Here is a 21777-nt window from a genome sequence, read left to right as displayed (position 1 = left end):
AAGGAGAATCAATCTCTCGAAGTAAAAGTGAAGGGAATTTCTGAAATGGAATTCAGTCTGTCTATATTTGACTATACTTTTACTAACTATCCATAACTGAGATGGAGGGGACAGTGCCGGCAAAAACTCCCTAGCTAGACCAGTCTCCTCCAGATGATCTGCATAAAAACTTAAGAATGATCCCCGTCTGGTGATAGACTTTTGACTGTTAAGGAAACAAACTCACTAGATAAATATAGATCAGCTGTAGGGAGGATCATCGAGTGGAAAGTACGCTAGGGTTAGAAATTATCGAAGTGGTCGAACAGGCTGCCATTGCCTCCTCGAAGTGGATGGGTAAAGGCGAAAAAAATACCGCCGATCACGTCGCTGTAGAAGCGATGCGCGAACGGATGAATAAAATCCATATGCGCGGTCGCATCGTTATTGGAGAAGGGGAAAGAGACGAAGCTCCCATGCTCTATATTGGCGAAGAAGTGGGTATCTGCACCCAACTCGATGCCAAACAATATTGTAATCCCGACGAATTAGTCGAAATCGATATCGCCGTCGATCCCTGCGAAGGCACTAACTTGGTTGCCTACGGTCAAAATGGTTCTATGGCCGTGTTAGCGATCTCCGAAAAAGGTGGGTTATTCGCCGCTCCTGACTTTTATATGAAAAAATTAGCCGCTCCCCCGGCAGCTAAAGGTCATGTGGATATTAATAAATCGGCGACGGAAAACCTGAAAGTCCTTTCCGATTGTCTCAATCGTTCGATCGAAGAACTGGTGGTAGTAGTTATGGATCGTCCCCGTCACAAGGAATTAATCCAAGAAATCCGCAACGCCGGGGCCAGAGTTCGTCTGATCAGCGATGGTGACGTATCGGCCGCTATTTCCTGCGCTTTTGCGGGAACTAATATTCATGCTCTCATGGGTATCGGTGCCGCTCCGGAAGGGGTAATCTCGGCGGCGGCTATGCGTTGTCTAGGCGGTCACTTCCAGGGACAATTAATCTATGATCCCGAAGTGGTCAAAACCGGTTTAATCGGCGAAAGCAGAGAGGGTAATATCGCTCGTCTGCAAGAAATGGGCATCACCAATCCCGATCGCGTTTACGGTTGCGAAGAATTAGCCAGTGGCCAAACCGTCCTCTTTGCCGCCTGTGGGATCACCCCCGGCACCCTGATGGAAGGGGTACGCTTCTTCCATGGTGGCGCTCGTACCCAAAGCTTGGTTATCTCCACCCAATCGAAAACCGCGCGCTTTGTCGATACCGTTCACCTGTTCGACCAACCCAAATACATTCAACTGAGATAATTCTCTGACCCGGTGGGGTGGGTATGGCTCACCTCGCCCCCATTGGTAAAAATATATAAAGTTTTTTTTCAAACATCTTTTATTTGCATCCCGATGGGGACTAAATTGCAACAATTAGAGAGGTAGTTGCTAGTACCCCAAATTCTCATAAAACATAGCCAAATCTATCTTTATCTACTACTATAGAGTTGCTTGACTAGATTTTGTGGCAAAATGAAATATGTTACACCGAAAGAAGCCTCCCAATTACTTGGGGTCAGTATCTCCTCCCTTCGACGATGGGAATCAGACGGAAAAATCAAAAGTATCCGTACCCCAGGAGGACAACGCCGCTACTGTCTCGAAGACTACGAGCCGGAAAGTAAGTCCATTATCTGTTACGCCAGAGTTTCCACTCACGGGCAAAAGGACGACCTCGAAAGACAAGCTGAATTTCTACGCTCAAAATATCCCAGAGCCGAAATTATTACAGAGATTGGAAGCGGACTCAATTTTAAACGGGAGCGATTCCTCTCTATTCTGGAGCGAATACATCAAAGAAATGTCGCACTGCTTGCCGTTGCCTACCCAGACCGGCTGGCTCGATTCGGTTTCCCCCTTATTGAGTGGCTCTGTGAGCAATGTGAATGCAAACTCGTGGTTCTCAATGAATCTAAGCTCTCTCCCCAGGAAGAACTCATCCAAGATATTTTGTCCATCCTCCACTGTTTCTCTGCTAGGTTTTACGGACTGCGAAAATACCAAAAGCAAGCCGAAAAAATCCTACAAGAAGAACCCACGCAATCGCTCCTTCAAGGAGAAGCCCAACAGTGTCTCAAGGATCAGGGTCTTTCCCTCTAAGGAGTTGCACAAGGTCTGGAAACAATGGTTAGCGGCTTATCGCTGGCTCTATAACCAGACGATTGACCTGCTTGGCTCGGGAGCAAAGCCTAATATCTACGAGATGCAAGCCACCCTGCGTTCTTTTCCCAAACCAGATTGGGTGAAGGCGTTACCAGGACATCAACTTCAAGAGGCAGTGGCGGACGCTTGTGACGCTTATCAGCAAGCATTGGCCAATAATGGCTCGGCTCGTTTTAAGTCCTGTCGTGCCACCTCTCAGGTAATTAAATTTAAGCCAGGGAATTTCAAGAACGGGACTTGGTATCCGAGAGCAACTAAAGGACTATCCTTTACTTCTCCCCAAGAAATTCCTACTGCTTGCGAGTACGGCACTCAATTAGTTTATTGTCGTCATCAATGGTTTGCTTGTTTTCCGACCTTAAAACCTGTTCAGGTGACTCTTGAAAAGCGAGTGATTGCCCTAGACCCAGGCGTAAGAACTTTTTTGACGGGCTATGACGGAGAAACCATCTTGGAAGTTGGCGGGAAAGACATCGGAGCAATACATCGTCTTTGCCTGCATCTCGACCAACTTTGTTCAAGGATTAGCACATCGAAGTCACAACGCCAACGCTATAAAATGCGTAAAGCCGCTAGTCGGTTACGGGGTCGTATCCAAAACTTAGTCAAAGACCTTCATGCCAAAACTGCTTCTTTTCTAGTAAGGCACTATAAGGTAATCTTTTTACCGACCTTTGAGACAAGTCAAATGAGTTCAAAGTCCACTAGAAAAATTCAGCGCAAGTCGGTACGCAGCCTCTTAACCTGGAGTCATTACCGATTTGCTCAACACTTACAGCAGGCGGCAAACCGACAGGGAGTTTTGGTGGTTCGTTGTAACGAGTCCTATACCTCAAAAACTTGCCCGGAATGTGGTCATATCCACGAAAAATTGGGTGGTTCAAAAACTTTTAAGTGCCCTCAGTGTGGTTATCAAGCCCCAAGAGATTGGCACGGCGCACGGAATATAATGTTTCGTGCTTTGCAGGCAACAGCCGTCATCTTTCGGGATGATGCCGTACTTTTTCAAGGTTTGGGTAGCGATACTCAGCTTTGCTTAGGTTAAATGTTGCACATAACGCACTGATCTTTATCAATAATTTTTGTAGCCTGAGCAACATTTGTAGGAGAACATAAATGAATATTGCTGTAGTGGGCTTGAGTCACAAGACAGCCCCTGTGGAAATTCGCGAAAAATTGAGTATCCCGGAAGCGAAAATCGAGTCCGCTCTTACCCACCTCAAGGGTTATCCCCATATCCAAGAGGTGGCTATTATCAGTACCTGTAACCGTTTGGAGATCTACGCCGTGGTTACGGATACGGAAAAGGGTGTGGTGGAAATTACCCAGTTTCTCGCTGAAATCGGGCATATTCCCCTTAATGTCCTGCGTCGTTATCTGTTTACCCTGCTGCATCAGGATGCTGTCCGTCATCTGCTGCGGGTGTCGGCCGGTTTAGAAAGTCTTGTCCTCGGTGAAGGGCAAATTCTCGCTCAAGTTAAAAATACCCATAAATTAGCCCAGAAGTACAATACTATTAGTCAATTACTCGATCGCCTGTTTAAACAAGCGATGACTGCCGGTAAACGCGTCCGCACGGAAACCAGCATCGGCACGGGAGCCGTATCGATCAGTTCGGCGGCGGTGGAGTTAGCCCATGCTCAGGTGGCAGACCTCAGCAGCAAGAAAATCGCTATTATCGGGGCAGGGAAAATGTCCCGATTATTAGTTACTCACCTTCTGGCTAAGGGTTCTCAGCAAATTGCGATCGTTAATCGCTCCCAAAGACGGGCCCAGGAGTTGGCCCGTGAATTTCCTCACCTACCGCTGCAACTATATGGCTTAGAAGAGATGATGGCTATCGTAGCGGCATCGGATATCGTCTTTACCAGTACCGGAGCCACGGAACCAATTTTAACTAAAACTTTATTGACAGAAGTGACGATTTCTGCTAGGTCCCTGATGTTAATCGATATTTCCGTTCCCCGCAACGTCCATACCGACGTGAAGGAATTGGCACAAGTGCAAGCTTTTAACGTCGATGATCTCAAAGCGGTGGTTGCCGCCAATCAGGAAAGTCGCCGTCAGATGGCCAGGGAAGCAGAGGCACTCCTAGAGCAGGAAGTGGAAGCTTTCGAGCTTTGGTGGCGTTCTTTGGACACTGTACCGACAATTAGCTGTTTAAGAAGCAAAATTGAAGATATTCGCGAACAGGAATTAGAAAAGGCCCTCTCCCGTTTGGGGACGGAATTCGCCGAAAAACACCAAGAAGTTATCGAAGCGATGACCCGCGGTATCGTCAATAAAATCCTTCACGAACCCATGGTACAACTGCGCGCCCAACAGGATATCGAAGCACGGAAGCGCTGTTTACAATCCCTGCAAATGCTCTTTAATCTCAGTGTCGGGGAGGAATATAGTTAGGGGCCGACAATTGACAAAAATTAAGGGCGATTCTATTGGTCTGTCAAGGTGATTTTGCGGGACTGGGAGCGGATAATTTTGCCGGATTCCCCTATCCACAATTTCAAGATTGACAGACCACTAAGAGGTTGACTTTCTAAATTACTCGTTAAGACTGTCCATGAGTGCCGGAGTTGGCAGCAGGGAGCGGTATAATTAATGGACATCTCCAAGAATTAGAACCCAGTCACAGCTTGCTTTTATGCCATGTGCTAATTAAATGGTTCGATAATCGTTGTTGATTCAATTTAACTAAAAATAGGGGGCAACTAATTTTCTAGGAAATTGAGTCGCAGCAAGTCCTTCAAGGAGATCCATCTTTATATTTAATTCCAACCACCTACTTAAGATGGTGATTTAGTTCAATTCAATAAGCTATATGGGGAGATGAATTAATGGGTAATCAAGAGCAAGAAAAATGGTGGAATGACGAGGAAAATCTCAAATCGATTGAGTATTACGGATTAATCGACCAAGAGATCCATCGTGAACACAATCTGATTGCCAATCGAATGAACTGGTATGTCACTTCCCAGTCTTTTTTGATGGCAGCATTTGCAGTTTCTGGTAATAATGATTATCGACTTGGGTTTCTATCTATATTTTTACCAATACTAGGGATTCTGACATCATGTATTATTGGAGTTTCGCTTTATGCGGCTATCGAAGCAATGAATCAACTTAAGACAGAAAAAAAACGCATCCTTAAGGAGGATAATTATTTAGGAAATATTTTTACTTTTAAAGAAAGGTTTCTTGACAATAAACATACTTGGATTCATTGGTGGGGGATTTTCCCGGTTCGTTCTATTCCTGTTTTGTTTTTGATTTTCTGGTTCATTTTTCTATACTTAGCGACACAAACTAAAATATGCTAGAGTGACATGACAAGCACTTTCGATTGGGATAGTCGAAGAGAGGCTGACAATAAGGCTAAACATGGTGTGGACTTTGAGACTGCTCAATATGCGTTTTTCGATCCACATCGTTTGATTGTCCATGATGTCCAACATAGTGACTCAGAGGAACGTTGGTTTTGTATTGGTAAGGTAAAAGACCGGGTTTTAACGGTGCGTTTTACTTACCGCGATGGAGTGATTCGTATATTTGGCGCAGCTGAATGGCGTAAATGGAGAAAATTCTATGAAGAACATAACCCCTGATCCCGCAAAACCGATTGGTAAGGTGACAATTGTCGAAGACTTTTTACCGCCACCAGAGCAGCTAATACCGAATCAAAATACTGTCAGGATAACGATGGAATTTTCTAAGGAGAGTATTGAGTATTTTAAACGGGAAGCTCAACGTCATAATGCTTCCTATCAATCCCTGATTCGTAATCTTGTAGATGCTTATGTCAGACAACAACAGCAGTGAGTATAATTAGCAATCCATCATTATTAAAGTTAGCGGTGCTTTACGTTAACGCACCTTTTGAGTGGAATACTAGAAACCCTTCTGCGGTAATTATGCCCAAATTGAGGGGGTGTTTAACTGATGGAAGTGGGATAGAGGAGGGTGTGGGACCGCAGGGAGCGGTATAATTGATAGTTAGGCTGTTAAAAACTGAGTTCTCTCTTTCACAGAGTCGTCATCAATTCCATTGTTAGCTTGTTATACTTGGAAAAGCATACTAAGCCTGAGTAATATGGAAAACCTTGCAGAAAAAGTAGCCTTACTCGAAAAAGCAGTCTCAGATGAGAGAAAAAGGCTGTCGTCTGATAGACTTGACATTTCTTTTGGGGAGTTGATCAACCTCTACAAAAATAATGAATTAATAATTAGACCAGAGTATCAGAGATTATTCCGATGGTCAGAAGCACAAAAAACTGCACTTATAGAATCGATTCTACTCTCGATTCCAATTCCTCCAATATTTGTGGCCGAGGATAAAAACGGTGTATGGGAATTAGTCGATGGATTGCAACGTGTTTCTACTTTCATAAGTTTTTTTGGTGAACTAAAAGGTAGTGGATGGACAATTGACTATCAAGAAGATATAGACAGATCAGGAGTCGAAGAAGAAGAAGAAGAAGAAATTGATGAGGAAAACGGGGAAGAAACTGGAGAGAGAAAAACTATAAATAAATGGACTTTGCAAGAAGGAGGATTAGTTAAAAGCTTGAAAGGCTTTAATATTGACAATCTTCCAACAAATCTAAAAATAAACTTGAAAAGGGCTGTTTGTAGAGTTGAAATTTTGAGAGGAGAAAGTAGTACCTCCATGAAGTATGAGTTGTTCAAAAGACTCAACTCTGGAGGTTCAAAATTAACTCCACAGGAGATAAGAAATGCAATTTATCGAGGGGTTAATCCCAGGCTTAACGAGCTTTTACTAAAAGTTAGTCAAAGCGAAGTTTTCAAATCTCTTACTCAATTAAGTAATGGCAAACTTAATGAATTATATGATCAAGAATTAGTTCTTAGGTTTTTTGCTTTCTACAAAAATGCTGAAAATGTTAATGAAAATATGGAGAAGTTTTTAAACTATTTTATGGAGAAAACTGTTAAGAACGCTAGTTTTGAATATGATGTTTATGAATCTCTCATCATGAGAGTTTTAGAGTTAATTTACAAAATAGAAGACAACAAGATATTTAGAAACGAGAGAAACTTATTTGTTCCAGCTTATTTTGAGGGGATATTAATCGGAGTTGCTCAAAATATCGAGACGTATGCTGAAAACCTTGAACTTTTGAAATCAAAGATAACACAATTAAAAAGTGACAACGACTTCAAAAGATATTCTGGAACCGCTTCTAATAGTAGAAGTCGGATTAGAAATCGTCTTAAAAGAGTAGATGAAATTTTTCAATAATAAACTTAGCAATAGGCTATGGATGATTTTGATAGGGCATTGCAAGAGATTATTGAAGAGAGAATATCTGTTCTTTTCGAAATTGAGAGAGCAATTTTTACGAGAAGGTACTCTCTATCTTCAAAGCATCAAGACATTTTCTCAACTCAATCAATATCGATGATTTATTCTTTATGGGAAAGCTTTATCCAAAAATCTTTAAACCTCTATATTGATGAACTTAATAATGTTGGCAGAGATCTTCATGATTTTTGCGATGAAATAGTTATTCACCACATGGAAAACTCCTTTAAACAGTTTAAGGAATATCCTACAAATGACAATAAAAAAGTAAGGTTTTTTGCTTCACTTAAAGAGTTTCACGCTAGGGATAGCTGCCCTATTTCAAGAGTTGTTAATACCGAGAGTAATGTTGGTTTCAACGTCTTAAACAAATTACTCAAGAGCTTTGCACTTGAAAAGTTTCCAGAACATTGGAAGAATTATGCACATCCGAATCCTAATTTAAAGGAATCCTTAGAGTTATTTCTGCGGTTACGCAATGCTGTAGCTCATGGAGGTGATTTAGCACCAGAGGAGAGGATTGACCAACAAGTCTATGTCAGATTTAAGAATTTGGTAATAGATTTGATGTACGAAATCCGATTGAAAATGTTGTCTGGTCTTAAACATGAAACATTTTGTAAAAAATAGCAGGTAATAGTGTGATCGCCAATCTGGTCGGGTGCTTTAAGTTAACGCATCCTTGAGTGGAATACTAAATCCAGTTATTAAAAACTGATTATTTATTCTCCCCTTTGCATTAGTGCCTCTTGCATGAGTGCCTGTCTTGATATGTAGCCTATACTCAACGGATTTAGTATAACTCGTTCACTGGCTCGATGGGTATTAACGGGAAGTTGACGCAAAAATAAAAGCTTTTTTGCATAATTATCTTGAATAGATACTAACAAATCATCAGAGGAATTACTACAGTGATGGCATAACCAAGGCGCAAAAGAAGTTAAGAGAATTGTCAAGTTATCTCCTGATAGTTAATTAGGATGATCAACAAAAAAGCGATCGAAGGGACAAAAATTGCTACAATAACTGACGTGACCTCAATTAAAGACGAGATTGATAGCCTATGCAACGCCGTAAATTTTTGCTGCTCAGTGGCAGTTTAGGCGGTTTTAGCTTGGCAGCTTGCGCTCATCAAATTTTACAGCCTGTTACTTCCAAAAATCCCCCTGAGTCGGCTGTTAAACAAGCACAAAAAGCGAAAAAAGTCAAGATAATCGTGATTAGTGACCTTAATAGTCAATACGGTTCCACTACTTACGATCCCGAAATCGATCGAGCTATCCCCTTAATTATCAATAATAAACCCGATCTGGTCCTCTGTGGTGGCGACATGGTGGCAGGACAAAAAAGCAGCTTGACAGAGGCAGCAATTAACGCCATGTGGTCAGCCTTTGATCGCCATATCGCCGCACCCCTGCGAGCTGCTAAAATACCTTTTGGTTTTACCATCGGTAATCATGACGCTTCTGGAGCTTTATCGGCAGGAAAATTTATCTATGCTAAAGAGAGAAAATTAGCCCTGGATTATTGGCAAAACCCCCAACATGATACAAGTTTAAATTTTATCGATAAAACCGGCTTTCCTTTTTATTATACTTTCACTCAAAATGGTATATTCTATCTAGTTTGGGATGCCTCCACTCATTTAATCTCTGGGGAACAACTAAATTGGGCAGCAAAAAACTTGAGTAGTAGCGACGCTAAAAATGCTAGAATGCGGCTAGTAATCGGTCATTTACCCCTCTACGGTATTGCCGTGGGCAGAAATCGACCGGGGGATTATTTAGCCGATGCCGAGAAATTAAGAGCCTTTTTAGAGGGCCATCAGGTGCATACTTATATTAGTGGCCACGCTCACGCTTACTATCCGGGTAAACGGGGGCAATTACAATTATTACACGCGGGAGCTTTAGGCAGTGGACCGCGACGGTTATTGAACAGTGAACAAGCGCCCAGAAAAACCCTAACAATTGTCGATATTAATCCCAATCAACAGGAAACAGTTTACACCACCTACGACATGAAAACCCAAGAGGCGATCAATATTACCAGTTTACCTCCTTTGATTATGGCTCCTAACGGGCAAGTTTTACGTCGAGATATTCCATCGGTTAACTAGAAAGGAATTCCCATAATGGCCACTGTCATCAGCACCGTTAATATGAAAGGAGGAGTAGGAAAAACTACCCTGACCGTCAACCTTGCCACCTGTTTAGCTAAATTTCAGCAAAAACGAGTCCTTGTCCTCGATTTAGACGCTCAAATCAGTGCGACTCTTAGCTTAATGTCTCCCCACGAATTCGCTCAACTGCGTCGCAAAAAACGCACTTTAAGCTATTTATTAGAAGCAATTATCAAACCCAATCCCTACAATAAATTAACTATTGATGATATTATTGTCCCTTCAGTCTGTGAAATACAAGGCTTAGATCTACTGCCAGGAGACATCGAACTTTATGATGAATATGTCGTCTCAGAAAACCTGCACCACCAAGCAATTTTACAGGAAGATTTAGGCTTTGATCATGCTTGGAATAATCTAGAAAGAATCTTAATTCAAAAAATCATTGATCCCATTCAAGACCGTTACGATTATATTATCATGGATTGCGCTCCAGGCTATAATCTTTTAACTCGTAGTGGTCTATGTAGCAGTCATTTTTATTTACTACCTGCCCGTCCAGAACCTTTATCAATTGTCGGCATTCAGCTATTAGAAAGAAGAATAGTTAAACTGAAAGCTAGTCATCAAGAAACCGAACCGATTAACCCCGGTTTACTCGGTATAGTTTTTATTCTTTCTGGTGGTGGCCTACTCAGTCGCTACTATAATCAAGTCATGCGCCGGGTACAACAGGATTTTCAAGCCCATCAAATTTTTGCTAATGCGATTCCTATGGATGTTAATGTAGCTAAAGCTGTTGATATGTTCGTGCCTGCGGTGGCAGCTATGCCCTCTTCTAGTGGTTCCAAAGCTTTTATGAAACTCACAGAAGAATTCTTGATGAAAGCCAAAAAATAGGAGATAATTACTATGGTCATTGAGTGGTTAGAATTTCAAGTTAAACCCGAAGCTAGGGAAAAATTTATCCAAAAAGATCAAAAAATTTGGACAAAGTTTTTAGCAAAACAAGCGGGGTTTTTAGGTAAAGAAATTTGGATTAATCCCGCCATCGAGGAAGAATTAATTATCGTTGTCCATTGGCAAACGAAAGAACAGTGGAAAGCTATCCCCCAAAATTTACTTGATGACACCGAGGCCAAATTTTCCCTAGCCATGGGAAAAGATAATTATCAATTAACCAAAGTCAAGGAATTTCAAGTCAGAAAATTCCGAGAAAATTGTCAGAACAATTTAGAATCTATGGGGACCTGATAAAAAATCAATTCATCTTTTTGTCCCCTGTCAACCTAGCCAAACTTGTCATGAGGGGCTAAAGTGTGCTATAAGCAATCAGACCCTGCCCTGGTCTTTATTCTTTCCGATTAGGTAAATTACTGATGACTGAAGCTAAACGCGCCCTAATTACCGGCATCACCGGCCAAGATGGTTCCTATCTGAGCGAATTATTATTAGAAAAAGGTTATCAAGTCCACGGTATCATCCGTCGTACCTCAACCTTTAACACCGATCGCATCGATCATATCTACACTGACCCCCACCAGCCCGATACTAAATTATTTCTTCATTATGGCGACCTCACCGACGGCACGACCCTGCGGCGTATCCTCGAACAAGTGCAACCGGTAGAAGTGTATAATTTAGGGGCCCAATCCCACGTGCGAGTTAGTTTTGATGCCCCAGAATACACCGTCGATGCTGTGGGGGTGGGGGTCTTAAGATTACTAGAAGCAATTCGGGATTACCAAAAAAGAACCGGCATCGAAGTCCGTTTCTATCAAGCAGGTTCCTCGGAAATGTTCGGGAAAGTCATGGAAGTTCCCCAAAAAGAAACCACGCCATTTTATCCCCGCAGTCCCTACGCTTGTGCGAAAGTTTACGGTCACTGGCAAACGGTCAACTATCGGGAATCCTACGACTTATTTGCCTGTAACGGCATTTTATTTAACCATGAATCCCCCCGTCGTGGAGAAACTTTTGTCACGCGCAAAATTACCCGCGCTTTGGCCCGAATTATTGCCGGACAACAGAAAAAACTCTATTTAGGAAATCTCGATTCTAAACGGGATTGGGGTTATGCTAAGGATTATGTGCGGGCGATGTGGTTAATGTTACAACAGCAAGAACCGGATGATTATGTAGTGGCGACAAATGAAACCTATTCTATCCGGGAGTTTCTCGATATTTCTTTCCAATACGTTAATTTAAATTGGCAGGATTATGTGGAGTTTGATGAACGTTATTTGCGTCCGGCGGAAGTGGATTTATTGATAGGAGATTCCACAAAAGCCAGAGAGAAATTAGGCTGGCAGCCGTCGGTAACGTTCGAGGGACTGGTAAAATTAATGGTAGATGCGGATTTAGCGGCTTTGGGGATTAATCTTAATAACGGTGGTGATAGCGGACAGTTATTAAAAGATTTGGCTTATCTTCGCAATCGTTCAATGACAACTGTGGATTAAAGAGGTAAAAATATGCTGAATTTAAGCGAACAAAGAATCGTTGTCACTGGGGGGGCCGGATTTTTAGGTCGGCAAGTAGTTAATCAATTAATTGCAGCGGGGGCAAATCCCGAAAAAATTACAATTCCTCGGTCAAAGGATTGTGATTTAAGAGTTTGGGAAAACTGTCAACGTTTAGCCGACCAAGAAGATTTAATTATCCATTTGGCAGCCCATGTGGGAGGCATCGGTCTCAATCGGGAAAAACCCGCCGAATTATTCTATGATAATTTGATGATGGGAACCCAATTAATTCACGCTGCCTATCTAGCAGGAGTGCAAAAATTTGTCTGTGTGGGGACAATTTGTGCCTATCCAAAATTTACTCCAGTACCTTTCCGTGAAGACGATTTATGGTCAGGATATCCCGAAGAAACCAATGCGCCCTATGGTATCGCTAAAAAGGCTTTATTGGTACAATTAGAGTCCTATCGTTTGCAGTATGGTTTCAACGGAATTTATCTTTTACCGGTGAATTTATACGGGCCAGAGGATAATTTTGATCCGGGTAGTTCCCATGTAATTCCTGCTTTAATTCGCAAGGTTTATGAGGCACAACAACGGGGGGATAAACAACTTCCTGTCTGGGGAGATGGTAGTCCAACCCGGGAGTTTCTCTACTCCACCGATGCAGCGCAAGGCATTGTCATGGCCAGTCAATTCTATAATGAATCAGACCCGGTTAATCTTGGTACAAATTATGAGATTTCTATCAAGGATTTAGTTGAATTAATCTGTGATTTAATGGGTTTTGATGGCGAAATTGTTTGGGAAATAGATAAACCGAATGGTCAACCGCGACGCTGTTTAGATACAACCCGCGCTAAGGAAAAATTCGGTTTTGTTGCCCAAATGGAATTTAAAGAAGGTTTGCAGAAAACCATTGAATGGTATCGGCAAAACGCCGCCTAGGTTATATTTATGGTGTGTTAGATAAATAACTAACACACCATAATTTTTTAAGGTTACTGACCAGTAAAATCAGAACGAAGGGTTAATTTTAAATCTTCCTTGGGGTTAATTGACAATAATTCCACCGATTCTCCTCGTAATAACCAACCGGCTAATACTTCTAATCCCCCTCCTCGCAATAATCCCTCGCTAACCGGTTGGTCAGAAGTAAAAGAAGCGAGGACAGAAGCGGCCGATTTTCCTAATACTGCACCCTGAATAATTTTGTCGGGGTTAACTCCTTTAATTATCCTTTCTAGACGAGTGAAAACTGCTGAAATAGCATCAATAGATTTTTCTTGGGGTTGACGGGTTTTTAAAAAGATTTTTTGGGATAGAAAACGCGAACCTTGACCATTGGGTTTAATTTCTCCGATAATCTGACTACCATCGGGAATAATTATCTGTCCTTGGGAATTTTTGATATTATCAGTTACGGTCAAAGATAAAGAAAAAGTTTCTTGTTTGGTTAAAAGAATTTTTTCCCCTTGCTCGTATTTTACAGGGATGTCTGTGCCGGCAGGAATTAATCGATCATTCCCCAAAGGAATCGGTTTAATCGGGTTAATTGGGGCGAATTGACGTGCGATCGCAGGAGTCAAGGAGAGGGAGACCACAACGAAAGAAGCACTTAAAAGCATTGTTAATAGGGTCAGAGGATGATGACGACCCTGCTTTTGAAAATTTAGCATCTTACCCTTGAGTTTCCTAGTGGGAGCGAATTAAAGACAGAGACGAAAGCAGAAAAAGGTTTGTTTCCCAGGCAAAAATGCGGTAAAAAGGAGAACTTTAGCCAAAAATAACTGATATTTCCTACTAATTGCCAGTTATTAGTTTATCTGGTCTATTGAAACGCCAAAACTCTTGATTTGTCCGCAGTTCTTAGTTTGGCACGGTTAATGGAGAACAACAACTATTTCTGGGAGAATTATAGGTTCAATCCTATCAAAAAAAAATCACCCGATCGAATTAAAGTCTGTGAAAAAATGTAACAATTGTGACAAAAAACTGAAGAAACCTCAGTTAGGGTGATCATCACCATTCATCTGGAGCGTGGACGCGATCAAATCTAGAGCGTTTATCTTAATAGTGAGGTACGGAGTTTTCCTTTTGGAGAGTCGGTCAACGATAGCAAATCCCGTCTAACTTTAATTTTTGCTGTAGAGATTGCCGTCACTAGAAGTCCCCCACCCCTATAAACCAAGAATATTCTCCTTCAACACCAGTGAAGCTGATGCTGTTAAAGCTAAAATAATCTTCATGGTCCCCAAGCTACCGAAACGAGCAAAGAGAGAATTGCCACTTTATCAATTAATCAATTATGGATTTACTCGAATACCAAGCTAAGGAAATATTCGCTCAGGTAGGTATCCCTATTTTACCTTCCCAACCAATCCACGAACCGGGAGGACTAAAAAGATTAAACATTCCCTATCCTATCGTGCTGAAGTCCCAGGTACGCACGGGAGGCCGGGGAAAAGCAGGAGGAGTGAGATTTGTCGCTAATACCATCGATGCGATCGCTGCTGCCCATGCTATCTTTCATTTACCGATCGCCGGAGAATATCCAGAGGTAATCCTAGCAGAAGCCCGGTATAATCCGCAACAGGAGATATTTTTAGCCATTTTACTCGATTATCATCTGCAAAGACCAGTTTTACTGGGTGCGAGTCAAGGGGGGATGGATGTGGACAGTTTACTGGAAACCATGCAAAAAGTGGTAATCGAAGAGAGATTTTCCCCCTATCTCTGTCGGCAATTAGCCGTATCTATGGGTTTAAGAGGGTCTTTGATCGAGTCTATCAGTCAAATTCTCGAAAAAATGTATAGTCTCTTTGTCAGCAAAGATCTCGATATTATCGAGATTAATCCCCTGGGTATCAACGAAGTTGGGGAAGTGATGGCCCTAGATGGCAAAATAAGTGTTAATGATGCCGCTTTAGCTAGACATCTCGATCTTCTAGCTTTGACCCCACCCCAATTACAATCCCCTTGGTCGATAATTGATCAAACTGGCCTAATAGCGATGATCAGTAATGGCCAGGGTTTAATGTCCACTGTCTGGGATGCCTTAGCCAGCAAGGGGGCAAAACTGGCAGCATGGCTTATACTGGAGGAAAGACTAGAATTAGAGCAATTAAACGAGCAAATAGAGGCCGGTCTGCAACAATTCCAACTATTGCCTAATTTAAAAGTGGTTATCGTTGATATTATCAGTTATCCCGACTTTGGCCAAAAAGCGATCGAGAGTATTAGCAATTACTACCGCAGTTATAGCCCATTATCACCCAGCCGGAGCAGCGGCGAAAGAACAATCCGGGCCACCCGACAGGAAAGACAAACCTTGCAACCCAGATCTTTTCTCAATCCCACCGTACCACAAATAATTTTTCGCGTCCTAGCTGACAGCAAAGCGATCGATCTTAGCCAGAGTTTAACCGATGTTAACTTTCATTGGTTAGAGTCTTTAGAAGAGGTAATCACTGAAGCAATTAAATTAGCCTAGCAGGGAAATGGGAGAATGGGGAGATGGGGGAATGGGGGAATTTCAACTGATCCCCCAACACCCCAACACCCTAACACCCTAACACCCCAACACTTAATATATGAAATGGACAGATAAAGATCAGATAATTATGCAAGGGATCGATCGACCCCTAGGCAAATATTATGCGGCACGATTGAAAGCTCAGGGAACCTGTTTAGTAGCGGGAGTGGCTAGTGGCTGCAGTGGTGAGATAATCGCAGAGATACCAGTGTTTGATCTAGTGGCCGAGGCCGTTGCTGAAGCCGGAGAAATCAAGACCAGTTTAATTTTAGTCCCCCCCAATCAAGTCCTAGATGCGGCCTTAGAAGCGATCGCAGCAGCAATTCCCCAATTAATTATCGTCACCCCCGGAGTTCCCCCCTTGGATCTGGTGGAATTATTAAAGATAGCTAGTACCACCGGGACATTAATTCTCGGCCCCGGCAGCCAGGGTGTAATTATTCCCAATTATCTTTGGTTGGGTATTTGTGAACCCAGTTTTTATCAATCGGGGACAATCGGTCTGATCACCCGCGGCGATCGCATAGGGGATGAAGTGGCGAAAACTTTAACAGCAGCGGGGTATGGTGAATCTATGGCGGTAAATTTGGGTACTGACGGCATTATTGGCTCCAATTTGTCCCAATGGTTGCAGGTTTTTGAGGAAGATGAAAATACCGAGGCAATTCTCCTCGTCAGTCAGGTGGGGGGAAAGGCCGAAATCGAGGCAGCCAAATATATTGCCTCGGCGATCGAAAAACCAGTGATTGCCTATCTTGTGGGGTTAAATGCAGCGATTGAAACCAATTTCGGCGATACAGAAACAATTATTTCTAACCAACTTTCCTACTCTGTTGCCGCTAAGAATACCAGAAAAGATAGCTTACGTCATTTTCAAGAAGCTGGGGTGACAGTAGTAGAAAAATTAGCCGATTTACCTGCCTCTTTGGCTAAAGTCTTGTCCTGAATTTGACCCCATTGCTCCAATAATATTTATAATCTGACAATATTCTGCCAAAATAAGCACCTAACAAGGTTTCTCCCCCCCATCCTTCCTGGGGGATTTTCGATGACAATTCCTGAGAGCTACTATATCATGGTAGATCACCTGTGATTCCTCAGACTGGCCAAGATAAAGATGGCAACAGGCAAAAATTAGGAAAAATCAGCGACAATCGAAACGGCAAGATCAAAAAAAATTCTATTCTAGATTGACCCTTTCAGCAGACCAACTATCCCACCCTTCTAGACGACGACCGTAAGGATAACTTCTATGGCGCAACAAAATAACCTAAAAATCGACAATATACACCAAATCGATCCCTATTGGGGTCCCCCATGGCTCGTAGAGGAACGGGACGCTTGCGGAGTCGGTTTTATTGCCGATGTGCGCGGTTCGGGTAGCCATCAACTGATTGAACAGGCACTTTCGGCACTCGCTTGTTTGGAACACCGGGGAGGCTGCAGCGCCGATCAGGATTCCGGTGACGGTTCTGGTATAATGACCGCTATCCCTAGAGCTATCCTCGCTCCTTGGTTCGCCGAAAATGGCTTAAATATTCCAGAATCTGAGCGTCTAGGGGTGGGTATGGTCTTTCTTCCCCAAGCAACCCAAGAACGCGCCGACGCTAAAGCACATATCGAGGAAATTGTCAATAAATATAATATTAAGATTTTAGGTTGGCGTACCGTTCCCGTCCGTCCTGAAACCCTCGGCCGACAAGCAAGGGAAAATCAACCCTTTGTCGAGCAAATTCTGGTTACTTCCCCCGATTTAGCCGGTTCTCAATTCGATCGCCTACTCTATATTGCCCGTTCTGAAGTCGGTAAGCAACTGGCCGATGATTTCTATTTCTGTTCCTTTTCCTGTCGCACCATTGTCTATAAAGGCATGGTACGGGGCGAAATCCTGCGAGAATTCTATCTAGACCTGCAAAATCCCGCCTATAGCAGTCAATTCGCTATTTATCACCGACGTTTTAGCACCAATACCCAACCAAAATGGCCTCTCGCTCAACCGATGCGCTTATTGGGTCATAACGGCGAAATTAACACCCTTTTAGGCAATATTAACTGGATGTCGGCCCGGGAACCCGCTTTAGAAACGGAAGGTTGGACCCACGAAGAATTACAATCCCTGACTCCCATTGTTAACCCCGCTAACAGCGACTCCTATAACCTCGATAGCGCCCTAGAATTATTGGTGAGAACCGGTCGCAGTCCCCTAGAAGCAGCTATGATCCTAGTGCCGGAGGCCTACAATAATCAGCCGGATTTACAGGATTATCCCGAAATTATCGACTTTTACGAATACTATAGCGGTTTACAGGAACCCTGGGACGGTCCAGCTTTACTGGTATTCAGTGACGGGGGAATCGTCGGCGCTTGTTTAGATCGCAACGGTTTGCGACCGGCCCGTTATAGCATTACTAACACGGGTTATATCGTCGTTTCCTCGGAAGCGGGAACTATTCCCCTTGATGAAACCACCATTATCGAAAAAGGTCGTCTCGGCCCCGGTCAAATGATCGCAGTGGACCTAGAAAAAGGCGAAATTAAGCGTAATTGGCCGATTAAACAGGAAATTGCCCGATCTAATCCCTACGGTGAATGGGTGAAATCCCAACGCACCTTTATTGACAAAGAAACAGCGATCGACATTCCCGCTCCTAGTAATCTCCTTCCCCGGCAAACCGCTTTCGGTTATACTGCCGAAGATGTGGATATGATTATCGTCCCCATGGCAGAACAGGGAAAAGAACCGACTTTCTGTATGGGTGATGACACTCCCCTAGCGGTCCTCTCCAGTAAACCCCATCTTCTCTACGATTACTTTAAACAACGTTTTGCCCAAGTTACTAACCCTCCCATCGATCCTTTACGGGAAAGTTTAGTCATGTCCCTGACTATGTATCTGGGACGACGGGGCAATATACTTAAATTAGGGGTTGATGACGCACATTTACTGAAATTAGACTCTCCCCTGCTCAATAATGCTGAATTAGCCAAAGTTAAAACCTCTAGCTACAAAACAGCCGAACTTTCTACCCTTTATGATCTGACCACCGGACCGGGGGGATTAGAAACTGCGATCGCTAATTTGTGCGCTGAGGCCGCCAAGAAAGTAGAATCGGGAGCGGAAATTTTAATTCTCAGTGACAGAACTGCTCCTATTGACGAAAAAACTAGCTATATTCCCCCCTTATTAGCTGTTGGTGCAGTCCATCATCACCTGATTCGCTCACACTTGCGTTTAAAAGCTTCGATCGTTATCGACACGGCCCAATGTTGGAGTACCCATCACTTCGCTTGTCTAATTGGTTATGGCGCTTCCGCAGTCTGTCCCTATCTTGCGTTAGAAACGATCGCCCAGTGGTGGATCGAGCCAAAAACGCAGAAATTGATGGAAAACGGCAAATTAGAAGCTATTAGCCTCGAAAAAGCCCTAATTAATTACCGCAAATCCGTAGAAGCAGGATTACTGAAAATCCTCTCGAAAATGGGTATTTCTCTCCTATCTTCCTACCATGGGGCGCAAATTTTCGAGGCGATCGGATTATCGGCAGATTTAGTTAAACTAGCTTTTAACGGTACTACCAGTCGCGTCGGGGGTTTAAGCATTGCGGAGGTGGGACAAGAAGCGATCGCATTCCACAGTCAAGCTTTCCCCAATCTTACGGCCAAAAAACTAGAAAACTACGGTTTTGTCAACTACCGTCCGGGGGGAGAATACCACATGAATTCCCCGGAAATGGCGAAAGCACTCCATAAAGCAGTGGCCGCTCACTCCAACGGACAGGGATATGACCATTACGAAACCTATCGTCAAATCTTACAGCAAAGACCCGTTACTGCATTGCGCGATCTATTAGAATTTAACAGCGATCGAGCCTCAATTGCCATCGAAGAAGTAGAATCGCTCGAAAGTATCCTGCAACGCTTCTGCACAGGGGGAATGTCCCTCGGTGCCTTGGGACGGGAAGCACACGAAACCCTAGCGATCGCCATGAATCGCATCGGAGGTAAGTCCAATTCCGGAGAAGGGGGAGAAGATCCGATCCGTTACACCAGCTTAAGCGATGTGGATACAGAAGGACATTCTGTGACTATGCCCCATCTAAACGGCTTAAAAAACGGTGATACGGCTAATTCTGCCATTAAACAGATAGCTTCGGGACGTTTTGGAGTCACCCCCGAATACTTAATGAGTGGAAAACAGCTAGAGATTAAAATGGCCCAAGGAGCAAAACCGGGAGAAGGAGGTCAATTACCGGGGAAAAAAGTCAGTTCCTATATTGCCATGTTACGGCGCTCAAAACCGGGAGTAACTTTGATTTCTCCCCCTCCTCACCACGATATCTACTCGATCGAAGATTTAGCGCAATTAATCTACGATTTACACCAAATTAACCCCCGGGCCAAAGTTTCCGTCAAATTAGTGGCCGAGATCGGTATCGGCACAATTGCGGCCGGAGTTGCCAAAGCTAACGCTGATATTATCCAGATTTCTGGTCACGATGGTGGTACAGGTGCATCACCCCTAAGTTCGATCAAACACGCGGGTAGTCCCTGGGAATTGGGAGTGACGGAAGTGCATCGGATGTTAATGGAAAATCAACTGCGTCATCGGGTGATTTTGCGCGCAGATGGAGGACTAAAAACCGGTTGGGATATCCTCATGGCTGCCGTGATGGGTGCGGAGGAATTCGGTTTTGGTTCCATTTCCATGATTGCCGAGGGGTGTATCATGGCCCGCGTCTGTCACACGAATAATTGCCCTGTGGGAGTCGCTACCCAGCAGGAACGTCTCCGCGCTCGTTTTCCCGGAATTCCCGCTCATGTGGTCAATTTCTTCACTTTGGTGGCTGAGGAAACGCGGCAATTATTGGCGAAATTAGGCTATCACAGTTTAAATGAGGTGATTGGCCGGGCAGATCTGTTAAAAGTGCGCTCCGATGCTCGTTTAACTAAGACAGAATCCCTCAATCTCGATTGTTTGTTAAATTTACCCGCTGGCCGCAGCGATCGCTCTTGGTTGCAGCACGAGGAAGTACATAGTAACGGCGCTGTTCTCGATGACGAGATTCTAGCAGATAGCGAGATTAAACAGGCGATCGAGCAACAGGGAACCGTCAGCAAAACCTACAGGATTGTCAATACCGATCGCTCCGTCGGGGCGAGAATTGCGGGGGTAATTGCCCAAAAATACGGTAATGATGGCTTTGAAGGCGAAATTAAGCTCAATTTCCAGGGTGCAGCTGGTCAAAGTTTCGGAGCATTTAATTTACCCGGTGTCAATCTCCATTTAGAGGGAGAAGCTAACGATTATGTGGGTAAAGGCATCTACGGCGGCGAAATTGTCATCGTACCGCCCCAAAACGCCAATTATCAGCCCGAAGATAACGCTATTATCGGTAATACCTGTCTCTACGGGGCCACCGGTGGGGTATTATACGCTAATGGTCGCGCTGGTGAACGCTTTGCTGTCCGCAATTCCACCGCGAAAGCAGTTATCGAAGCGGCCGGGGATCACCTCTGTGAATACATGACCGGTGGGGTAATTGTTGTGCTTGGTTCCGTCGGTCGCAACGTCGGCGCCGGGATGACAGGGGGATTAGCTTATATCCTCGACCAATCCCTACCGGAGAAACTTAACCCCGAAATTGTCAAGATTCAACGGGTTGGCACGGCTGCCGGTGCGGAACAGTTAAAATCTTTAATTGAGGCCCATGTAGAACGCACTAATAGCCCCAAGGGTAAGTTAATTTTAGCTAATTGGGATAGCTATCTCGGTCAATTCTGGCAAGTGGTTCCCCCCTCGGAAGCGGATAGTCCCGAAGCGCAAATTAGCGCGGAGAAAACCTTAACTTCGGTGTAATTTCTTTGGGGTGCGTTACTCTTGGTTAACGCACCCATTGATTAATTTTTTGACTGCGGAGTTGATTAATGGCCATCCCCACCACCTATACTAGCTATACCCAAGCACAAGAACATTTTATTCAGGTTTTAGAAAAAGTAGAACTGGGAAACTCGATCGTTATTGTCCAACGTCAGGGTCATCATCGAAAATTTTGGGTCTGAAACCCCGTCGTTCTACGACGGCTTTACCGTTAAATACTAGCGCATTTATCAAATATATGCTAAAATGT

Annotated in this window: 18 protein-coding genes and 2 pseudogenes; 18 read left to right on the top strand and 2 right to left on the bottom strand. The window is 43.6% G+C overall.

What is annotated here, in order from left to right; translation table 11 throughout:
- The first annotated feature begins 263 nt into the window (after positions 1-263).
- The 9 genes from glpX to BGL89_RS12650 all read left to right on the top strand — a co-directional run bounded on the left by glpX (position 264) and on the right by BGL89_RS12650 (position 8157).
- Positions 264-1301 (top strand): class II fructose-bisphosphatase, encoded by a 1038-nt coding sequence (gene glpX, locus BGL89_RS12690; RefSeq protein WP_286826008.1) that lies wholly within the window; start codon positions 264-266, stop codon positions 1299-1301.
- Positions 1302-1514: 213 nt separating this feature from the next.
- Positions 1515-2141 (top strand): IS607 family transposase, encoded by a 627-nt coding sequence (locus tag BGL89_RS12685; protein WP_286826007.1) that lies wholly within the window; start codon positions 1515-1517, stop codon positions 2139-2141.
- 4 nt (positions 2142-2145) lie between these two features.
- The gene (locus BGL89_RS12680) at positions 2146-3249 is read left to right on the top strand and encodes an RNA-guided endonuclease InsQ/TnpB family protein (RefSeq protein WP_286826006.1); all 1104 of its coding nucleotides are present in this window, start codon (positions 2146-2148) and stop codon (positions 3247-3249) included.
- 71 nt (positions 3250-3320) lie between these two features.
- Complete coding sequence (locus BGL89_RS12675) at positions 3321-4607, top strand: glutamyl-tRNA reductase (RefSeq protein ID WP_286826005.1); 1287 nt, start codon at positions 3321-3323, stop codon at positions 4605-4607.
- Between the two features lie 434 nt (positions 4608-5041).
- Positions 5042-5524, top strand: coding sequence for a RipA family octameric membrane protein (locus tag BGL89_RS12670; protein ID WP_286826004.1), 483 nt, complete (start codon positions 5042-5044; stop codon positions 5522-5524).
- 6 nt (positions 5525-5530) lie between these two features.
- Complete coding sequence (locus tag BGL89_RS12665) at positions 5531-5809, top strand: BrnT family toxin (protein ID WP_002756313.1); 279 nt, start codon at positions 5531-5533, stop codon at positions 5807-5809.
- Positions 5790-6023, top strand: coding sequence for a hypothetical protein (locus BGL89_RS12660; protein WP_002756314.1), 234 nt, complete (start codon positions 5790-5792; stop codon positions 6021-6023). The genes BGL89_RS12665 and BGL89_RS12660 overlap by 20 nt, the downstream gene beginning before the upstream one ends.
- Positions 6024-6294: 271 nt before the next feature.
- Positions 6295-7464 carry a GmrSD restriction endonuclease domain-containing protein gene (locus BGL89_RS12655; protein WP_286826003.1) on the top strand — a complete coding sequence of 390 codons (1170 nt, stop codon included), beginning with the start codon at positions 6295-6297 and terminating at the stop codon, positions 7462-7464.
- Positions 7465-7482: 18 nt separating this feature from the next.
- Positions 7483-8157 (top strand): MAE_28990/MAE_18760 family HEPN-like nuclease, encoded by a 675-nt coding sequence (locus BGL89_RS12650; RefSeq protein WP_286826002.1) that lies wholly within the window; start codon positions 7483-7485, stop codon positions 8155-8157.
- 167 nt (positions 8158-8324) lie between these two features.
- Here the strand turns inward: BGL89_RS12650 and BGL89_RS12645 are convergent.
- Positions 8325-8483: pseudogene (locus tag BGL89_RS12645) on the bottom strand (peptidase C15); the annotation flags it as partial.
- A 107-nt stretch (positions 8484-8590) separates the two neighbouring features.
- Here BGL89_RS12645 and BGL89_RS12640 point away from each other — a divergent pair.
- The 5 genes from BGL89_RS12640 to BGL89_RS12620 all read left to right on the top strand — a co-directional run bounded on the left by BGL89_RS12640 (position 8591) and on the right by BGL89_RS12620 (position 13062).
- Positions 8591-9646, top strand: a complete 1056-nt coding sequence (locus BGL89_RS12640; protein ID WP_286826000.1) for a metallophosphoesterase family protein — start codon at positions 8591-8593, stop codon at positions 9644-9646.
- A 15-nt stretch (positions 9647-9661) separates the two neighbouring features.
- Positions 9662-10549: a ParA family protein gene (locus BGL89_RS12635; protein WP_286825999.1), complete on the top strand. Its 888-nt coding sequence runs from the start codon at positions 9662-9664 to the stop codon at positions 10547-10549.
- 12 nt (positions 10550-10561) lie between these two features.
- The gene (locus BGL89_RS12630; RefSeq protein WP_286825998.1) at positions 10562-10903 is read left to right on the top strand and encodes a TIGR03792 family protein; all 342 of its coding nucleotides are present in this window, start codon (positions 10562-10564) and stop codon (positions 10901-10903) included.
- A 125-nt stretch (positions 10904-11028) separates the two neighbouring features.
- Positions 11029-12111: a GDP-mannose 4,6-dehydratase gene (gene gmd / locus BGL89_RS12625; protein WP_002798501.1), complete on the top strand. Its 1083-nt coding sequence runs from the start codon at positions 11029-11031 to the stop codon at positions 12109-12111.
- Between the two features lie 12 nt (positions 12112-12123).
- Positions 12124-13062 carry a GDP-L-fucose synthase family protein gene (locus tag BGL89_RS12620; RefSeq protein WP_002798500.1) on the top strand — a complete coding sequence of 313 codons (939 nt, stop codon included), beginning with the start codon at positions 12124-12126 and terminating at the stop codon, positions 13060-13062.
- A gap of 53 nt (positions 13063-13115) precedes the next feature.
- On the opposite strand, the gene BGL89_RS12615 is transcribed toward BGL89_RS12620, so the two are convergent.
- Complete coding sequence (locus BGL89_RS12615; RefSeq protein WP_286825997.1) at positions 13116-13793, bottom strand: hypothetical protein; 678 nt, start codon at positions 13791-13793, stop codon at positions 13116-13118.
- A gap of 629 nt (positions 13794-14422) precedes the next feature.
- Between BGL89_RS12615 and BGL89_RS12610 the strand changes: the two genes are divergently transcribed.
- The 4 genes and pseudogenes from BGL89_RS12610 to BGL89_RS12595 form a co-directional block, all read left to right on the top strand.
- Entirely contained in the window at positions 14423-15607 is a 1185-nt protein-coding gene (locus BGL89_RS12610; protein WP_286825996.1) for an ATP-grasp domain-containing protein, read from the top strand.
- 100 nt (positions 15608-15707) lie between these two features.
- Complete coding sequence (locus BGL89_RS12605) at positions 15708-16595, top strand: succinate--CoA ligase subunit alpha (RefSeq protein WP_286825995.1); 888 nt, start codon at positions 15708-15710, stop codon at positions 16593-16595.
- A gap of 306 nt (positions 16596-16901) precedes the next feature.
- The gene (gene gltB / locus BGL89_RS12600; RefSeq protein WP_286825994.1) at positions 16902-21506 is read left to right on the top strand and encodes a glutamate synthase large subunit; all 4605 of its coding nucleotides are present in this window, start codon (positions 16902-16904) and stop codon (positions 21504-21506) included.
- Between the two features lie 68 nt (positions 21507-21574).
- Positions 21575-21691: pseudogene (locus BGL89_RS12595) on the top strand (type II toxin-antitoxin system Phd/YefM family antitoxin); the annotation flags it as partial.
- Positions 21692-21777 lie beyond the last annotated feature (86 nt).

Source organism: Microcystis sp. LSC13-02 (genome assembly GCA_002282935.1).
GTDB lineage: Bacteria > Cyanobacteriota > Cyanobacteriia > Cyanobacteriales > Microcystaceae > Microcystis.
The sequence above is the reverse complement of the archived record's forward strand: the minus strand, read 5'-3'. Positions and strand labels throughout refer to the sequence as shown.